The organism is Streptacidiphilus sp. MAP12-16 (assembly GCF_041262165.1).
Lineage (GTDB): Bacteria > Actinomycetota > Actinomycetes > Streptomycetales > Streptomycetaceae > Streptacidiphilus.
Genome location: NZ_JBGCBY010000002.1, coordinates 349,526 through 364,981 on the forward strand (window position 1 = coordinate 349,526; position 15,456 = coordinate 364,981).

The following is a 15,456-nucleotide window of genomic DNA, read 5'->3' on the forward strand; positions in this document are numbered from 1 at the left end:
ACAGGACCAGGGTCCCGCTACGGAGCGATGTTCCACTGCTGGCAGGTGTTGCCGAGTCCGATCCACTGGCGTACGACCGTGCCGTTCGCCGTACCGCAGTTCGTCGCGTCGAGCGACAGCGAGTTGCCACGGTTGACGAGCACGTAGTGCCCGCTGCTGATCGGAACGACGCTCCACTGCTGGCAGGTGTTTCCGAGCGAGGCCCACAGGTCCACGGCCGTGCCGTTCGCCGTTCCGCAGTTCACGGAGTCGAGGACCGTCCCGCTGTTGACGTCGGTGATGGTGTAGTAGCCGCTGCCGACGCCGGCGAACTTCCATTGCTGGCAGGTGTTTCCGAGCGACGACCAGAGGTCGGTCCTGGTTCCGTTGGCCGTCCCGCAGTTCACCGCGTCGAGGACCTTGCCGCTGTTCTGGTTGGTCAGCCGGTATGCGGTTCCGGCGACCGGGAAACTGGCGCCTGCGTTCCCGTAGTTGACGGACACGACGTTGGCCTGAACGGCGTTGTCGGCGGCATCCGTCGGATATCCGGAGGTCATGACCCCCTCGAAGAACGATCCGATGGATCCGTTGCTGTTGTCACCGCCGGTCCCCAGGACGATGGCCCCTTCCTTGTGCATCGGGGCATATCCGCCCAGGTTGGGAAGCGCTCCGTTGTACCAGGTGGTCAGGCCACCCGACTGTGCGTTGCCGCCCTTGATCGCGTATGTCGTCTGCCCGTTGTTCTTGAGCAGGGCCGTGACGAACGCGCTGGAGTTGCCCTTGTTGTTCGTGTCGGAGCCGTTTGCTCCGGCGAAGAGCCCGTTCTCGAGATCCGCCTGAACCCAGGGGCCGGATCCCGAGCAGGGGGAGAACCAGCACTCCGTGCCAAAGTTGATCGCGTCCATGTGACCGTTGCCGGTGTCGTTGCCGGACGTCTCGGCGTTCCCGTAGTCAAAGCAGCATGCGCCGTTCACATGGCTGCCGCTGGCCACCATGTACTCACCCTCCGGTGCGGCGCCGGTTGCGACGCCCTTGGTGGAGTTGTTCCGATAGCCGACGACACCTGTCACGTCGAGCCCGTAGACCTGGTGTCCGCCGGCCATCACCGGCAGCGCGGTCGCGTTCGCGCCGGCATCCTGACCGCCGTTCCCGCCGGGGCCCTCGATGGTGAGGTTGTTGTGCTCCGAGGACTGGTCGTAGATCTCGGTGATGGTGCACGAGGTGCCGGCGCAGAACGCGATCTGCGCCGCGGCGTTGGCATAGCCACCCGCGGTCAGCACTCCGATGTCGGTGGTGGTGGAGTCCGACGCCCGCTTGACCTGGTAGAGGGGGCCGTTGTAAGCCGCGAAGAGCGCCCGCGTGGTGCTGTGCGCGGCGACGCAGGGCGTGCCGGCAGCGGCATAGATGTCGCACGGGAGCGACCCTGCGGCCTGCGACGTGCCCATGCCGGCCACCATGCCGGCGATGAGCGCGACTACCGCTGCTGCGGACAGTAGTGCCGTTCTCAGACGCCGGAGTCCCAGCCGATCGATCATCGTGCACCTCTTCCGTTCCTGTGGGCATGGCGCGAATGCCTGAGAGGCCAGAACTCGGATCGAGAATCACCAGCGCGAACACCTGGCGCAGGCAGTCGGGAACACGCCGCCCGCACGTCAGCGAGCCAGGCCGTTGTCCGATGACGGCGCAGAGATGTTAGCGCTAACAATTTCGATGCTCAAGCAGGACGTGCAGGCTTCGGGGTGGTGGTGGCGCTTGAACAGCGCGACGGCCATCACTATGACTTTGGCACGAAGTTACGTCAAGGTTTCGCACGTGTTTACTTGTGAACGCACACATAGGCCGCCGGCCAACCGACGCCGAACGGCTGCAAACGTTTCAGCGACGCAACCAGTCGGTAATTCTCTGTGTCATGGGAGTCCTACCCTCGGATTAGCAGGACAGAGGAGGTGGGCCGATGTTGATCACCCCCAGGGGTCGTTCCCCTCGCGCGGGACGGCTCCGTACTGTCGACGACGGCGATACGGTGCTGCGCTTTCACGTGGTGCACGGTTACCGCCGGGCCTACCGGATCGCCGGATCGGGGCCTGCGGTGCTGTTGATCCACGGGATCGGCGACTCGTCCGCGACCTGGGCCGAGTTGATCCCCGGCCTGGCCAGGAACCACACCGTGATCGCTCCCGACCTGCTCGGCCACGGGGCGTCCGACAAGCCGCGCGCGGACTACTCGGTGGCCGCCTACGCCAACGGCATGAGGGATCTGCTCGGCGTGCTGAACATCGAGCGGGCCACGCTGATCGGTCACTCGTTCGGCGGCGGTGTCGCCATGCAGTTCGCGTACCAGTTCCCCGAGCGCACCGAGCGGTTGGTGCTGGCCAGTACCGGAGGGGTGGGCCGCGAGGTCAATCCGGTGCTGCGGGCGGTGTCTCTGCCGGGGGCGGACCTGATGCTCTCGGCGTTGAAACTGCCCACGATGCGGCTGCAGACACGCCTCTTCGTCGAGTTGATGAGAATGCTGGACACCGACCTGGGCCAGGATGCGCCCGACCTGCTCAATCTCGTGGACGCGCTGCCGGACGCGACGGCCCGCAGTGCGTTCATCCGCACCCTTCGCGCGGTGGTGGACGGACGTGGGCAGGTGGTGACCATGCTGGACCGCTGCTACCTGGTCCGTGGCATGCCGACCATGCTGCTCTGGGGATCGCGGGACAGCGTCGTGCCGGTGCAGCACGCCCACAACGCCCACGCCGCGATGCCGGGCAGCCGGCTCGAGATCTTCGAAGGCGCGGGCCACTTCCCGTTCCACAGCGATCCGCGACGGTTCCTGGAACTGGTCGAGGACTTCATCGCGACCACCCACCCGGGCAACTGGAGCATCGAACAGTGGCGTGACCTGTTGCGCCGCGGACACCATCCGGAGGTGGGGCAACCGAGTACCGAGCATGAGGTGCGCGAGGCGAGCGAGCGCAGCGCGACCTGACGACGAGTCTGTCGCCTTCGCCGCGGCTCAGCTGGGGGATGGCGTGCTGGGGACGGGCTTGCTGGGGACGGGCTTGCCGAGCATGGTGCAGACTGCCGCGTTCACCAGGGCCTGGTCGGCGGCCCCGACCTTGGGCTCGGCCAGGCCGAAGATGGTCGTGGTGAAGACCGAGACCGTGCGGTGGCCGGTGCTGTCGGTGTAGTTCTCGCTGGAATATCCGGGGACCTGACCGACGTGACCCCACACCGTGCCGCAGGGCGTGACCACCTTCTCCAGACCCAGCCCGTACCGGTTCGGCGTGGAGGCATCCTCCGCGACGGTGGTGCGCATCTCCTTCAGCTGAGCCGGTGGCAGCAACCCGCCGGACATCAGCGCGGTTTGGAATCGACCCCAGTCCTCGGCGGTGGAGACCACGCCCCCGGCTGCCCACTCCGAGCTGTTGTTGATCCAGGTGGTGTCGACATGGTCACCGCGACTGGGCCCGGCGAACGCGGTCCCCGCGGGCGTGCCCGGAGGAAGCAGGGAGGCGAGATGGGCGGCGTCGGGTTCGTAGCCGTGTGCGAGCTTGCTGCCGTCCGACCGGGGAGTGCTGGTGGCCAGGTAGGTCTGCTTCAGGTTCAGCGGCCGGGCGATTCGCTCCTCGATCAGGTCGGCCAGGCGGTGTCCTGTGGCCTTCTCGAGTACCAGGCCCAGCGCGATGTAGTTGGTGTTGCTGTAGGAGTACTCCTTGCCGGGGGCGAACAGCGCCGGGTGCCGGACAGCCGCGGCCAGCAGCTCCTTCGGGGTCCACTGCCGCGTGTCCTGGCCGGTGAACGCGGCCAGGACGGCAGGGTCGTTGACATGGTTGAACAGCCCGCTGGTGTGGTTGAGCAGCATCCGCAGGGTGATCGCGTGACCGTTCGGGACGAGGCCGGGCAGCCATTTCTCCACCGGGTCGGTCAGCTTGAGCCGGTGTTCGGCGACCAGTTGCAGGACCAGGGTGGCGACCATCGTCTTGGTGCTGGAGCCCATCCGGAACTGGTCGCCCACCGCGAGCGTGTGGTCGGCCCTGGTCCACGGGGCCTGCCGGGAGATCTCGACCGCGGGTCCGTTGCCGTCGTCGACCCGTACGATCACCCCGGGGGCACCGGCGTCGACATCCTGCTGGGCCAGTGCGGTGAGCTGATCCGTCCGCGCCGCCGGCGCTCCGGTGTGCGCCGCCCTGGCCTGCGCCATCCCGGTCTCCGCGATCGAGGCCGGTGTGGGGGAGGCCGGTGTGGGGGAGGCCGCGCAGGCCGCGACCGTACCGGTCAGGATCGTGGCCAGGGCCAGGGTCAACGCCGCCCGCGGGCCGCGACGCGACGACAGTGTGGATCCAGTCATGGGATGGTCTCCAGAGTGTGAGCACGAATTCCGTCGGACGACGCTTCGTCCGACGAATCCAGCGTGCTGGGACCGGGGGCGAAGAACACGGGTGCTGAGACCCCTGAGAGGGTGGAGAAAACCCTACTGCGCCGGCCTGGCCGGTCGGCCACGATCGTTGCGTGACCCGCGATCAAGTCCCCTCTTCGATCCGCGCGTCGATACGAAACGGCAGCGATGCACGAGGAAGTGGACGTCATGACTGGTTCCGGCGAGCGACCAACGTCCGGCGTCGCCCTGCGCTTCGGCCTGCTGGGCTGGTCGTTCCTGCTGCTGCTGGCCTCGGTCCTCGGCGCCGCCCTGCTCACGCTCTGGATCACCGCGGTCTCCGTCGTCGCGGTCGGGGTCGGGATCCCGCTGACCCTGCTCGCGACGGTGTTGGTGCGCTGGTTCGCGGACCTGCACCGCCAGTGGGCCGCGGACCGGCTCGGCGAACCGGTTGCCCGGCCGTACCTGCCGACGCCGCAAGGCGGGTGGGCGGTGCGGCTGTGGGCGATCATGCGCGACCCGGCGAGCTGGCGGGACTGGGCCTGGCTGGTGGCCAACGCGGTGACCGGGTGGTTCAGCTACGGGCTGTCGTTCGGGTTCTTCCTCTGCGGAGTCTTCTACCTGATCTACCCGTTCCTCTACGAGGTGACCCCGCCGGAGGTGTTCCGCACGCCGTTCGGCTTCTTCCGGCTGCACAGCGTCCAGGAGTCGTTCGCGCTGGTCCCGCTCGGCCCGGTGTTCTTCGCGATCTGGTACACCACCGCCGTACGGCTGGCGAACCTGAACGCCCGGGTGATCCGCTCGCTGCTGGGGCCGACCGAGCAGGTGCGACTGCGGGACCGGGTGCGGCAACTGGCGGCCTCGCGGGCCGAGTCCGTGGACAGCCAGGCCAACGAGCTGCGCCGGATCGAGCGGGATCTGCACGACGGTGCACAGGCCCGGCTGGTGTCGCTGGGCATGAGCCTGGGCCTGGCCGAACAACTGCTGGCCGACGATCCGCAGGCGGTCCGGCGACTGCTGGTCGAGGCGCGCGAGTCGACGTCCAGCGCCCTGGGTGAACTGCGTGACCTGGTGCGCGGCATCCACCCGCCGGTGCTGGCTGACCGCGGTCTGGACGGCGCCCTCCAGGCGCTGGCGCTGGCCAACCCGGTGCCGACCACGGTGGTGGTCCAGCTACCGGGGCGGCTTCCCGCGCCCGTCGAGTCCGCGGCCTACTTCGCTGTCGCCGAGGTATTGTCCAACGCGATCAAGCATGCCGAGGCCCGGCGGATTCTGATCACCGTCGAGTTCGCGCACCACCCGGACGTTGCCGGCGGACTGCTGTCGATGCGGGTGTCGGACGACGGCCAGGGAGGTGCCAGGATCGACGGGGGGACCGGGCTGCGGGGCATCGAGCGCCGTCTGGCGGCCTTCGACGGCACGCTGGTCGTCGACAGTCCGGTCGGCGGACCCACCGAAGTGAGGATGTCGTTGCCGTGCGGATTGTCATAGCCGAGGACCTGGCGCTGCTGCGCGACGGCCTGATCCGGATCTTCCGGGCCTACGGCTTCGAGGTCGTGGACGCCGTCGACAACGGTCCCTCCCTGGTACGGGCGCTGACGACGCATCGGCCGGATGTCGCGGTGGTCGATGTGCGGCTGCCGCCGACGTTCACCGATGAGGGCCTGCGTGCCGCGATCGAGGTTCGCAGGCAGATCCCCGGGCTGCCGGTGCTGATGCTGTCCCAGTACGTGGAGCAGCTCTACGCGCGGGAGTTGATGTCCGATCGGGGCGGGGCGGTCGGCTATCTGCTGAAGGACCGCGTGCTGGACGTGGGCCAGTTCGTGGCCACCGTCCGCCAGGTCGCGGCCGGGGGGACCGTGATGGATCCGGAGGTGGTGGCCGCCCTGCTCACCCACCGTTCGGCCGACCCTCCCCTGCGGGCGCTGACCCCGCGTGAGCGCGAGGTGCTCTCGCTGATGGCGGAGGGCCGGTCCAACGCTGCCATCGCCGGCCGGATGTTCGTCAGCGAGAAGGCGGTCAGCAAGCACAGCAACAACATCTTCGCCAAGCTCGGACTCGAACAGTCCGAGGAGGACAACCGCCGGGTGCTGGCGGTTCTGGCCTATCTGGAGGGCTGAGCGGCCACTGGGCCAGCGGCCGCTAGGCCCGGCCACAGAGGGTGGCCGGGCCCAGGGGTCGGTTATGGAGGGTGGGTTGGGTCAGGAGACGGTGACGTCGTCGTAGTAGGTGTAGGTGGGGTCGCCGGCGTAGTTGTCGTCCTTGTTGGTCAGGGTGAGGGTGTAGGAGTGGCCTGCGGTGACGGTGGCGGTCTTGGTGGTCCAGCCGGAGGAGGAGACGCAGGTCTTGGCCAGGACGGTGGTGGTGGTGCCGGTGGTGTTGTCCTTGAGGGTGGCGGTGGCCCAGTCGTAGGTGACGGTGTCCGGGCAGGTCACGTTGTAGGCAAAGGACAACTTGCTGCTGCCGCTCGGAGCGGTGAAGGTCTGGGCGATGGAGGAGGTGGTGCTGGGGTTGGTGGAGCCGAGCATGGCGCCGTAGCTGCCGTTGTTGGCGGCGGAGGTGCTGGCGGCGGTGATGCCGGTGGTGGTCCAGCCGGAGAGGGTGCCGGTCTCGAAGCCGCCGTTGGTGATGCCGCCGGTGACGGTGGTGGAGACGGTCCAGCTGAAGGTGGTGCTGCCGGAGGCTCCGGTGGTGTCCTTGGCGGTGACGTTGACGGAGGCGGTGCCGGCGGTGGTCGGGGTGCCGGTGATCAGGCCGGTGGAGGCGTTGATCGACAGGCCCGCTGGCAGGCCGGTGGCCGAGTAGGTCAGCGTGGAGCTGGCCGAGTCGGAGGCGCTGACCTGCAGCGAGACCGCGGTGCCGACGGTGCTGCTCTGGCTGCCCGGGTTGGTCACGGTGACCGTGTTACCGGTGCTGCCGCCGACGATGGGGTGCGTGATGGCGCAGGCGTTGGTGTCGTTGGACCAGCTGGCCTGCTCGGCGAAGGTGCCGGTGCCCATGGTGACGTTGGCGGCTCCGCCCGTGGTGCCGGGCGACAGCCAGGCGCACTCGTCGGAGTTCTCCTGGCCGTTGTAGGAGCTGCCGGAGACGTGGTTGGTCCAGCCGCCGGCCGGGTTCTGGTCGGACATCATCTCGTGCCACTCGTGGCCGAGCGTCATGGTCCAGCCGTCGAGGGTTCCGGGGGAGTTGACGAAGCCGACGCCGCAGCCCGAGCCCTGGTCGATGTTGTACGGCTGGTTGCTGAAGGCGACGTCGCCGTAGGGCGAGGAAGCCGCACCACCGGTCAGTGTGGTGTCGCCGTTCCAGTCGTGCCAGGCGCAGTACCCGGTGTTGGGGTCCTGGTAGTTGTCCGGGTCGGTGCCGTGCGGCGACAGGACGACGTAGTAGGCGTCGCGGTTCGACGCGGCCGTGGTGTTGCCGAAATGGCCGGCCGCGGTGATGGCCTCCTGGGCCAGCTGGTTGCCGGTCGCGGCACTCGGCGAGGCGGCGGAGTTGTCGTACCACACGCCGGAGAGCACGCCGCCGCTCTGGTACGGAACGAAGTTGGCGTTCGAGGGGCAGCTGGTCGCGCCGGACGCGACGTTCGGGCCATCACACCACTGGGTCAGGTCCGCGGACCACAACTCGTTGCCGGTGCCGATGCCCTTGAACATCTGCTGCGCGGCACCGGCGGCGCCGTTCGCGTCGCCCGAGAACTTCGCGTTCCCGTTGCCATCGGTGCTCTGCGAACCCCACTGGTTCCCATAGAAGACCAGGTAGACCTTGGAGTGGCCGCTCTGGACGCCGATGCCGTCGACGCCGCCGCCGTAGGACAGCGTCTCCGGTCCGGTCGCGACGTTCGGTGTCCGCTGGGCGGCCGCCCACGACTTCATCTTCGCGTCGCCCTGGAGGGTGGGCACCACGCCGTGCCGGTAGGCGTGCTGCTTCGCGGGGCTGTAGGGGTTCGCGACAGAGCTGCTCTGTGTACGCAGTGCGGTCGGCGCGGCCGCCGCCTGAGGTGCGGCGGAGGCGATCAGCGCGCCGGTGGCTATCGACAGCGAGACGATGCCGGTCAGGGCCACTCGTCTCTTGGGGCCGTGGGCGTGGGGGGTACCCATGGTTGAGGGTTCCTCTCTCGTACCGGTCCCTGCGCGCCGGTCGGCGGCGAGGGACCACGTGCCTGGACAGGGGAGCGACAACGCACCTCTGCCGCCCGAGACCTGGGCCCATTGCCGCACGCCGCGATATCCGCACACCGGAGCGCGACGCTGCGAAGAGCAGCACCTGGAGCTCGCGGAGCAACGAGTTGCGAGCAGGGCGAAGCTGTCCGCGCAGTGGGTCGCTCTCCGCGCTGACGTGGAGCTGAGGAGCAGGTCATGAAGCAGGCAGAGGTAACTGAAAGAGTGTCACCACTTTGCGGGGTGCATCTTCGGCTGCGCTGAAGCAAACCAGTCTTGGTGAACAGCGGTCAACAGCTGGATCACAGGTTCTCGGCGCCCGGGTGTTTCGTCCCCGTAAAGGCCGCAGGTGAAGAACGGTCATCGCGCGTAGCCCCCCATCCGGTGGGAATTCTCACCCCCATCAGGGGGGTGTGGGGGAGCCCGGTGTTATGGCTCTTGACTACTGGTCATGCACACACCAATTCTGGAGGGCATCCCCCACGAGAGGAAGACCCGTGAAGAAGTCCCTCCGACGCGGTCTGGGCGCCGTCGTCCTCGGCGCGGTCATGACCCTGACCGGAACATCCCCCGCCACCGCGGCAGCCCCCGCGCCGCACACCGTGAACGTCACCTTCGCCGGCACCGTCGCTCTCGACGACTGCTCCGGTTCCCTGGTCCGGCTGCCGACATCCAAGGACCAGGACCCCGCCCTCATCCTCACCAACGGCCACTGCCTGGAGACCGGCATGCCCGCCGCCGGCCAGGTCATTCTCAACCAGCCCTCCCGCCGCAGCTTCGACCTCCTCGACAGCTCAGGCAACTCGCTGGCCACGCTGCGGGCCAGCAAGGTCGTGTACGCGACCATGACCGACACCGACATCACGCTGTACCAACTCGGCACCAGCTACGCCTCGATCCGGCAGCGCTACGGGATCAGTCCGCTGACCGTCTCCCCGGACCACCCGGCCCAGGGCGCCGGCATCGAGGTGGTCTCGGGCTACTGGCAGACCACGTACAGCTGCCAGGTGGACGGCTTCGTCTACCGACTGGAGGAAGGAGCCTGGACCTGGAAGGACGCGGTCCGCTACACCCCTGAGTGCCAGACCATCGGCGGCACCTCGGGTTCACCGGTCATCGACACCTCGACCGGGTTGCTGGTCGCGGTCAACAACACCGGCAACGAGAACGGCGAGTACTGCACCGAGAACAACCCCTGCGAGGTCGACCCGAGCGGAAACGTGACCATCCACCAGGGAACCAACTACGCCGAGGAGACCTACGGCATCCCCGCCTGCTTCGCGCCGGGGAACCGGCTCGATCTCACCCTTCCCGGTTGCACTCTGCCGCGCCAGTGAAGCTCGGGCTGGACGGTTCGACGTCAGCTCGTCGTGGGGATGTACGGGTAGCACGGTGTCGCGTCGGAGCCGTAGCCGATGCTACTCCCCGATGATCGACGCCAGCAGTGCCAGGACCACGCTGCAGGTCTGCGGCAAGCAACCAGCCGGACGGGCCTGCACGCTGACGATCAGTGATGTCGCCGACCAGCCCTGGGTCACTGCCACACCGTCCGCTCCGACCGCGCCCCCCGCGACGGCGCGAGCAGCGACTCCGCCCACGCCGACAGCTCCGGCGCACACCCCGTGAGACCTGCCGAAACCTAGTGTCCTGAGTCCTTGAACCGCAGGTCGGTCACCGCCAGTGGTGCGCTCGGGGGCAGGTGGGGGCGGGGGAGGGCGGTGGGAGGGTCGGCGCCCACGCGCTCGCAGGTGAGCGCGGAGACCAGGATCGCGTCGTCGAGGGCGGCAGCCAGGTCCTCGAGGGACGAACGGGCGAGGAGGTCGGGGGTGTACAGGTCGCGGCGGACCAGGGCGCCGAGCAGTCCCGCGGTGAAGGCGTCGCCGGCGCCCACGGTGTCGACCAGTGCCGCCTTGCGGCCGGGCCGGGACACCGGGGTGGTGCCGGAGCCAAACAGGTGTGCGCCGTCGGCGCCGTCCGTGATGACGACCAGCAGGGCGCCCAGAGCGATCCAGCGGGCACTGGCGTGTTCGATGCCGGCGGGGTAGAGCCACTCCACGTCCTCTCGGCTCGCCTTGACGATGTGCGCGTCGGCGACCGCGCGTTCGATCAAGGGCCGGGCACTCTCGGGGTCGCCGAGGAGCGCGGGCCGCACGTTGGGGTCGTAGCTGATGAGCACCCGGCCGCTTCGGCGCAGCCGGGCCGCGGCGGCGAGGACGGCTTGGTCTCCCGGCGCGGTCCAGGAGGCGGCCGAGCCGATGTGGAGCACGGCGGTATCCGCGGGGACATGAGCGGTTTCGGCCTCGGTCCACTGCCAGTCGGCGGTGCCCTGGTGGTAGAAGTCGTAGCTCGCCTGCGCGTCGGCATCCATCGAGACGACGGCCAGGGTGGTCTGTTCGGTCGCGTGCGGGGCGCAGGTGAGGTCGATGCCCTCGGCGGTGGCGTGCCGGCGCAGGATCCGGCCGAACGCGTTGTCGGCGAGACGTGCCATCAGCGCGGTGCGGTGGCCCAGGCGTGCCAGACCGATGGCGACGTTGAAGGGACTGCCTCCGGGCCGGGCGCGGAAGCCGTCGGGGCCGCCGTGCGGGACCAGGTCGATGAGGGCTTCGCCGATCACCGTGACGACGGGTGGGCGGGGGGCGCGGGCGGGTTCAGCCACGGCGGGCTCCGACTCGGATCTCGCCCGAGCCACGGGTGATCAGACGGGTCGGCACGACGGATGTGGCGGTCGGCGACTCGTCGCCGTCGATCCTGCGGAAGAGCGTCTCTGCGGCGAGTTTGCCGATCGCCTCGATGTCCTGGGCGATGACCGAGATTCCCGGCCGGAGCATGTCGGCCAGGGGGAAGTCGTCGAAGCCGACCATGGCGACCTGCTCCTGCAGGCCGAGGTCGCGAAGGGCCCGGCTGGCGCCGATGGTGACCAGGTTCTGGCTGGTGAACAGTGCGGTCGGCGGATCGGCCAGTGCCAGCAGACGTCCGGTGGCTTCGATGGCCGCCTCCTCGGTGCCCACCTCGTGCCGGATGATCGCTTCGTCGACGTCCAGATGCGCGAGCTCCAGGGCGTGCAGGTAGCCGTCGAAGCGCTGGGCGGCGGTGGGGATCGACGCCCGGTCCCCCAGGTAGCCGATACGCCGGTGGCCGGCCTTGATCAGGTGTCTGACCGCGGTGACCGCGCCGTGCCGGTTGTCCGAGACGACCGCGTCGGCGTCCAGCAGCTTCGGCTCGCGGTCGACGAAGACCAGGCAGGTACCCGCGCGCTGCTCACTGATCAGGTAGCTCTGGTCCCGGCCGGCCGGCACGACCACCAGGCCGTCGACCCGGCGGTCGATCAGCGCCCCGGTCAACTCCCGCTCCCGGGCCGGGTCCTCGTCGAGGCTGCCGATCAGCACCAGCACGCCCCGCTCCCGCGCGATGTTCTCGACCGTGCGGGTGAGCGCCGCGGAATAGGGGTTGGCCGCGTCCTCGACGAGCATGCCGATGGTGGCTGTACGGCCGTCACCCCGGCGCAGGTTGCTCGCGGTCAGATTGGGCCGGTAGCCGAGTCTGTCGGCGGCTTCACGCACCCGGGCGGCCATCGCGGGGTCGACGGTACTGACCCCGTTGACCACCCGCGAGACGGTCTTGGGGGCGACGCCGGCGAGCACGGCCACCTCGCGCATGGTGGGCCGTCCTCGTCGTTTCGACTGCCCTGATTCGCCCTGAGGCATCGTTGTCTCCCACGGATGCTGCGTTACCGACTCGTTGCGTAGGTACTTCTAGCTGTGTCTTGACTCACTTTCGCACGAGGTGGACTCTTACGTCGAGACCACGTTGTCTCAGTGTCGGGTCGCGAAGGTTCCAGAAGGGTTTCGAAATGGACATCTCAGCACGCAGCGCCTCGGCGGCGTCCCGCGGCCGGACGCGACGCACCCAGATCGCCGCGGGGAGCATCGCTATCTGCCTCACGGCGGCGCTCGCGGCCTGCAGCTCGTCGGGCGGCAGCACCGCCTCCGCGAGCGGATCGGGGTCCAGCGGCGCCGGATCGGCAGTCGGGGTATCCCTGATCCTCAAGACGCTGTCCAACCCGTACTTCGTGTCCATGGAGAAGGACGCCAAGACCGCGGCGGCCAAGGACAACGTCACCCTCACGGTGGCGGCCGGCACCAAGGACGGCGACACCCAGACCCAGATCTCCGCGATCGACAACGCGATCTCCCGCGGCGACAAGGGCATCCTGATCACCACCAACGGCGACGCGGTCAACACCGCGCTCAACCAGGCCAAGCAGGCCGGCCTGTTCGTGATCGCCCTGGACACCGCACCGAACCCGCCCAGCGTCGCCGACATCACCTATGCCACCGACAACGAGGCGGCGGGCAAGCTCGACGGTCAGTACGCCGCCGCTGCGCTCGGCGGCAAGCCCGCGGTCATCGCCATGCTCGACCTGTTCAACAACCAGGTCGTGTCCGTCGACATCCAGCGCGACCACGGCTTCCTCGAGGGGCTGGGCATCAACCCCGGCAGCACCACCCAGAACGGCCAGGAGGCCAAGACCGGGCGCTACTCCGGCGGCAGCTACACCATCGCCTGCCACCAGCCCACCCAGGGCGCCATCGACGGCGGGCGCACCGCGATGGAGAACTGCCTGTCGGCCAACCCGGGCATCAACGTGGTGTACGGCATCAACGAGCCTGCTGCCGAAGGCGCTTACGCCGCGCTCAAGACCGCTGGCAAGACCGGTGTGCAGATCTACGCGATCGACGGCAGCTGCGCCGGCCTCAAGCTCGTCACCAGCGGCGAATTCCAGGCCGACGCCGCGCAGTACCCCGGCAAGATGGCCGGCCTGGGCGTGGACTCGATCGCCAAGCTCGCCCGCGGCGGCTCCAAGCCCAGCGTGACCAACGGCAAGTCCTTCTACGACACCGGCAGCGCGCTGGTCGCAACGAAGGCCTACTCCGGCCTGACCATCCAGTCGCCGGACCAGGCCGCGCCGGCCTGCTGGGGCAACTAGGCACGGCAGGCCCCCAGACCAGGTGCGCCGGCGGGCGCCAATCGACCCGACCCCCGCCGGCGCACCTGCCACCGCAGACGCCCACCACACCAGAACGCCACAGGCCGACAGGTCGGCGGCGAAGGGACCACCATGACCACCCACGTGGACAGCGACGCCACCCCGACCTCGGCGGAGGAGTTCCTCAACCGCCCCGCCACCGCGAGCCAACGCATCCACTCCGTGCTGCACCGCCAGCCGGCCCTGAGCCCGGCGATCGTCCTGGTCCTCGCGGGCGTGGTGTTCGCTCTGCTCAACAGCCGCTTCTACCGGCTGGAGAACCTCTCCCTGGTGGCCCAGCAGGTCGCCGTCGTGGGATCGCTGGCCGTCGGCCAGACCCTGGTCATCCTGACCGCGGGCATCGATCTGTCCATCGGCGCGGTGATGGTGCTCTCCTCTCTGGTGATGTCGAAGCTGGCTTTCGACCAGGGCGTGCCGGGCTTGCTCGCCCTCCTGGCCGGGGCCGTTCTCGCCGTCGCGGCACAGACCGTCAACGGACTGCTGGTCACCCGGATCAAGCTGCCTCCGTTCATCGTGACCCTGGGCACCCTGAGCATCTTCACCGCCGCCGCCCTGATCTACGCCAAGGGCCAGACCATCGCGCTGCCACCGGGCTCGTTCCTGCTCTGGACCGCGGACCCGGTCTCCCTGGGTTCGCTTCACCTGACCAACGGCGTTCTGCTGATGATCGCCCTGTACGCGGTGATCGGCTTCGCGCTGCGCTACACCGCATGGGGCCGACACCTGTACGCCGTGGGCGACGACATCGAGGCCTCCCGACTGGCCGGGATCTCGGTCAACCGGGTACTTCTGAGCGCCTACATGGTCGCCGGCCTGGCGATCGCGGTGGCCGCCTGGATCCTGGTGGGACGCGTCGGGGGCGGCGACCCCAACAGCGGTCTGAACGCCAACCTCGAGTCCATCACCGCGGTCGTCATCGGCGGCACCAGCCTGTTCGGTGGACGCGGCGTCGTCCTCGGCTCCCTGATCGGAGCGTTCATCGTCCAGGTCTTCGACAACGGCCTGGCCCTGGCCGGGTTCGACCCGAACTACCAAGTCCTCGCAGTAGGCGTGCTGGTGATCGCCGCTGTGTCCGTCGACCAGTGGATCCGGAGCGTGAAGTCATGACCGCACCCGTGCTCGAGGCCAAGGGCCTCGTCAAACTGTTCGGCAGGGTCGTCGGCCTCAGCAACGTCGACCTCACGCTGTACCCGGGCGAGGTGCTCGCCGTCATCGGCGACAACGGCGCCGGCAAGTCCACTCTCATCAAATGCCTGTCCGGGGCCATGGTCCCGGACGAGGGGGGCATCTTCGTCGACGGCGTCGAGGTCCACTTCAAGCGCCCGCAGGACGCCCGGGACGCAGGGATCGAAACGGTCTACCAGACCCTCGCCGTCGCCCCGGCCCTGGACGTGGCAAGCAACCTGTTCCTCGCCAGGGAGATCCGCCGCAAAGGCCCTCTGGGTTCGGTGCTGCGCATGCTCGACACCGGTGAGATGAAGAGGCAGGCCGCCGAGCACATCAAACGGCTCGGCATCAGCACGCTCCAGAACATCAACCAAGCGGTCGAGACCCTCTCCGGAGGCCAGCGCCAAGCCGTCGCGGTGGCCCGGGCGGGCGCCTTCGGCGGCCGCGTCGTCATCCTCGACGAGCCGACCGCCGCCCTCGGGGTCCGCGAGACCGCGCAGGTGCTCAAACTCGTCCGGGACCTGCGCGACCAGGGGCTGGGCGTCATCCTGATCAGCCACAACATGCCCAACGTCTTCGAGGTCGCGGACCGGATCCACATCCAACGCCTCGGCAGCTGCGTCGGAGTCGTCACCCCCGAGTCCCACTCGATGGAGGACGCCGTGGCCATCATGACCGGAGCCAAGACCCTCACCCCCGCACCCGAGTCGTGAGGGCGTCCACCGCCCATCGGGCAGCGT

At 68.8% G+C, this 15,456-nt stretch carries 13 protein-coding genes; 8 read left to right on the plus strand and 5 right to left on the minus strand.

From position 1 onward, the window contains the following. Positions 1 to 17 precede the first annotated feature (17 nt). A complete protein-coding gene (locus ABIA33_RS03570; RefSeq protein WP_370076813.1) occupies positions 18 to 1,514 on the minus strand; it encodes an arabinofuranosidase catalytic domain-containing protein in 1,497 nt (498 codons plus the stop codon). Between the two features lie 419 nt (positions 1,515 to 1,933). Here ABIA33_RS03570 and ABIA33_RS03575 point away from each other — a divergent pair, with 419 nt between their 5' ends. Further along, positions 1,934 to 2,956 carry an alpha/beta fold hydrolase gene (locus ABIA33_RS03575; protein WP_370076815.1) on the plus strand — a complete coding sequence of 341 codons (1,023 nt, stop codon included), beginning with the start codon at positions 1,934 to 1,936 and terminating at the stop codon, positions 2,954 to 2,956. Positions 2,957 to 2,983: 27 nt separating this feature from the next. Here the strand turns inward: ABIA33_RS03575 and ABIA33_RS03580 are convergent, their stop codons facing one another. Continuing rightward, entirely contained in the window at positions 2,984 to 4,318 is a 1,335-nt protein-coding gene (locus ABIA33_RS03580) for a serine hydrolase domain-containing protein (protein ID WP_370076817.1), read from the minus strand. A gap of 237 nt (positions 4,319 to 4,555) precedes the next feature. Here ABIA33_RS03580 and ABIA33_RS03585 point away from each other — a divergent pair, with 237 nt between their 5' ends. Together ABIA33_RS03585 and ABIA33_RS03590 are read left to right on the plus strand one after the other, a co-directional pair. Beyond that, a complete protein-coding gene (locus ABIA33_RS03585) occupies positions 4,556 to 5,836 on the plus strand; it encodes a sensor histidine kinase (protein WP_370076819.1) in 1,281 nt (426 codons plus the stop codon). After that, complete coding sequence (locus tag ABIA33_RS03590) at positions 5,821 to 6,465, plus strand: response regulator (protein ID WP_370076821.1); 645 nt, start codon at positions 5,821 to 5,823, stop codon at positions 6,463 to 6,465. Before ABIA33_RS03585 ends, ABIA33_RS03590 begins: the two co-directional genes overlap by 16 nt. An 81-nt stretch (positions 6,466 to 6,546) precedes the next feature. Here ABIA33_RS03590 and ABIA33_RS03595 read toward each other — a convergent pair whose 3' ends face one another. Beyond that, complete coding sequence (locus ABIA33_RS03595) at positions 6,547 to 8,442, minus strand: putative Ig domain-containing protein (protein ID WP_370076823.1); 1,896 nt, start codon at positions 8,440 to 8,442, stop codon at positions 6,547 to 6,549. 608 nt (positions 8,443 to 9,050) lie between these two features. On the opposite strand from ABIA33_RS03595, the gene ABIA33_RS03600 reads away from it, so the two are divergent. Together ABIA33_RS03600 and ABIA33_RS03605 are read left to right on the plus strand one after the other, a co-directional pair. Then, positions 9,051 to 9,839, plus strand: a complete 789-nt coding sequence (locus tag ABIA33_RS03600; RefSeq protein WP_370076921.1) for a serine protease — start codon at positions 9,051 to 9,053, stop codon at positions 9,837 to 9,839. Between the two features lie 91 nt (positions 9,840 to 9,930). Further along, positions 9,931 to 10,128 carry a hypothetical protein gene (locus ABIA33_RS03605; protein ID WP_370076825.1) on the plus strand — a complete coding sequence of 66 codons (198 nt, stop codon included), beginning with the start codon at positions 9,931 to 9,933 and terminating at the stop codon, positions 10,126 to 10,128. A 13-nt stretch (positions 10,129 to 10,141) separates the two neighbouring features. Here the strand turns inward: ABIA33_RS03605 and ABIA33_RS03610 are convergent, their stop codons facing one another. Continuing rightward, positions 10,142 to 11,158, minus strand: coding sequence for a carbohydrate kinase (locus tag ABIA33_RS03610; RefSeq protein ID WP_370076827.1), 1,017 nt, complete (start codon positions 11,156 to 11,158; stop codon positions 10,142 to 10,144). Further along, entirely contained in the window at positions 11,151 to 12,158 is a 1,008-nt protein-coding gene (locus tag ABIA33_RS03615; protein WP_370076829.1) for a LacI family DNA-binding transcriptional regulator, read from the minus strand. The genes ABIA33_RS03610 and ABIA33_RS03615 overlap by 8 nt, the downstream gene beginning before the upstream one ends. 194 nt (positions 12,159 to 12,352) lie before the next feature. On the opposite strand from ABIA33_RS03615, the gene ABIA33_RS03620 reads away from it, so the two are divergent. From ABIA33_RS03620 to ABIA33_RS03630, 3 genes are all read left to right on the plus strand, one after another. Beyond that, positions 12,353 to 13,489, plus strand: a complete 1,137-nt coding sequence (locus ABIA33_RS03620) for a substrate-binding domain-containing protein (RefSeq protein WP_370076831.1) — start codon at positions 12,353 to 12,355, stop codon at positions 13,487 to 13,489. 132 nt (positions 13,490 to 13,621) lie between these two features. Further along, entirely contained in the window at positions 13,622 to 14,656 is a 1,035-nt protein-coding gene (locus tag ABIA33_RS03625) for an ABC transporter permease (protein WP_370076833.1), read from the plus strand. Further along, positions 14,653 to 15,429, plus strand: a complete 777-nt coding sequence (locus tag ABIA33_RS03630) for an ATP-binding cassette domain-containing protein (protein ID WP_370076835.1) — start codon at positions 14,653 to 14,655, stop codon at positions 15,427 to 15,429. The genes ABIA33_RS03625 and ABIA33_RS03630 overlap by 4 nt, the downstream gene beginning before the upstream one ends. The last annotated feature ends 27 nt before the right edge of the window (positions 15,430 to 15,456 follow it).

Coding starts and splice junctions, on each gene's coding strand:
- ABIA33_RS03570 (WP_370076813.1), bottom strand. CDS start 1,514: ATGATCGATCGGCTGGGACTCCGGCGTCTGAGAACGGCACTACTGTCC.
- ABIA33_RS03575 (WP_370076815.1), top strand. CDS start 1,934: ATGTTGATCACCCCCAGGGGTCGTTCCCCTCGCGCGGGACGGCTCCGT.
- ABIA33_RS03580 (WP_370076817.1), bottom strand. CDS start 4,318: ATGACTGGATCCACACTGTCGTCGCGTCGCGGCCCGCGGGCGGCGTTG.
- ABIA33_RS03585 (WP_370076819.1), top strand. CDS start 4,556: ATGACTGGTTCCGGCGAGCGACCAACGTCCGGCGTCGCCCTGCGCTTC.
- ABIA33_RS03595 (WP_370076823.1), bottom strand. CDS start 8,442: ATGGGTACCCCCCACGCCCACGGCCCCAAGAGACGAGTGGCCCTGACC.
- ABIA33_RS03600 (WP_370076921.1), top strand. CDS start 9,051: ATGACCCTGACCGGAACATCCCCCGCCACCGCGGCAGCCCCCGCGCCG.
- ABIA33_RS03605 (WP_370076825.1), top strand. CDS start 9,931: ATGATCGACGCCAGCAGTGCCAGGACCACGCTGCAGGTCTGCGGCAAG.
- ABIA33_RS03615 (WP_370076829.1), bottom strand. CDS start 12,158: ATGCGCGAGGTGGCCGTGCTCGCCGGCGTCGCCCCCAAGACCGTCTCG.
- ABIA33_RS03620 (WP_370076831.1), top strand. CDS start 12,353: ATGGACATCTCAGCACGCAGCGCCTCGGCGGCGTCCCGCGGCCGGACG.
- ABIA33_RS03625 (WP_370076833.1), top strand. CDS start 13,622: ATGACCACCCACGTGGACAGCGACGCCACCCCGACCTCGGCGGAGGAG.
- ABIA33_RS03630 (WP_370076835.1), top strand. CDS start 14,653: ATGACCGCACCCGTGCTCGAGGCCAAGGGCCTCGTCAAACTGTTCGGC.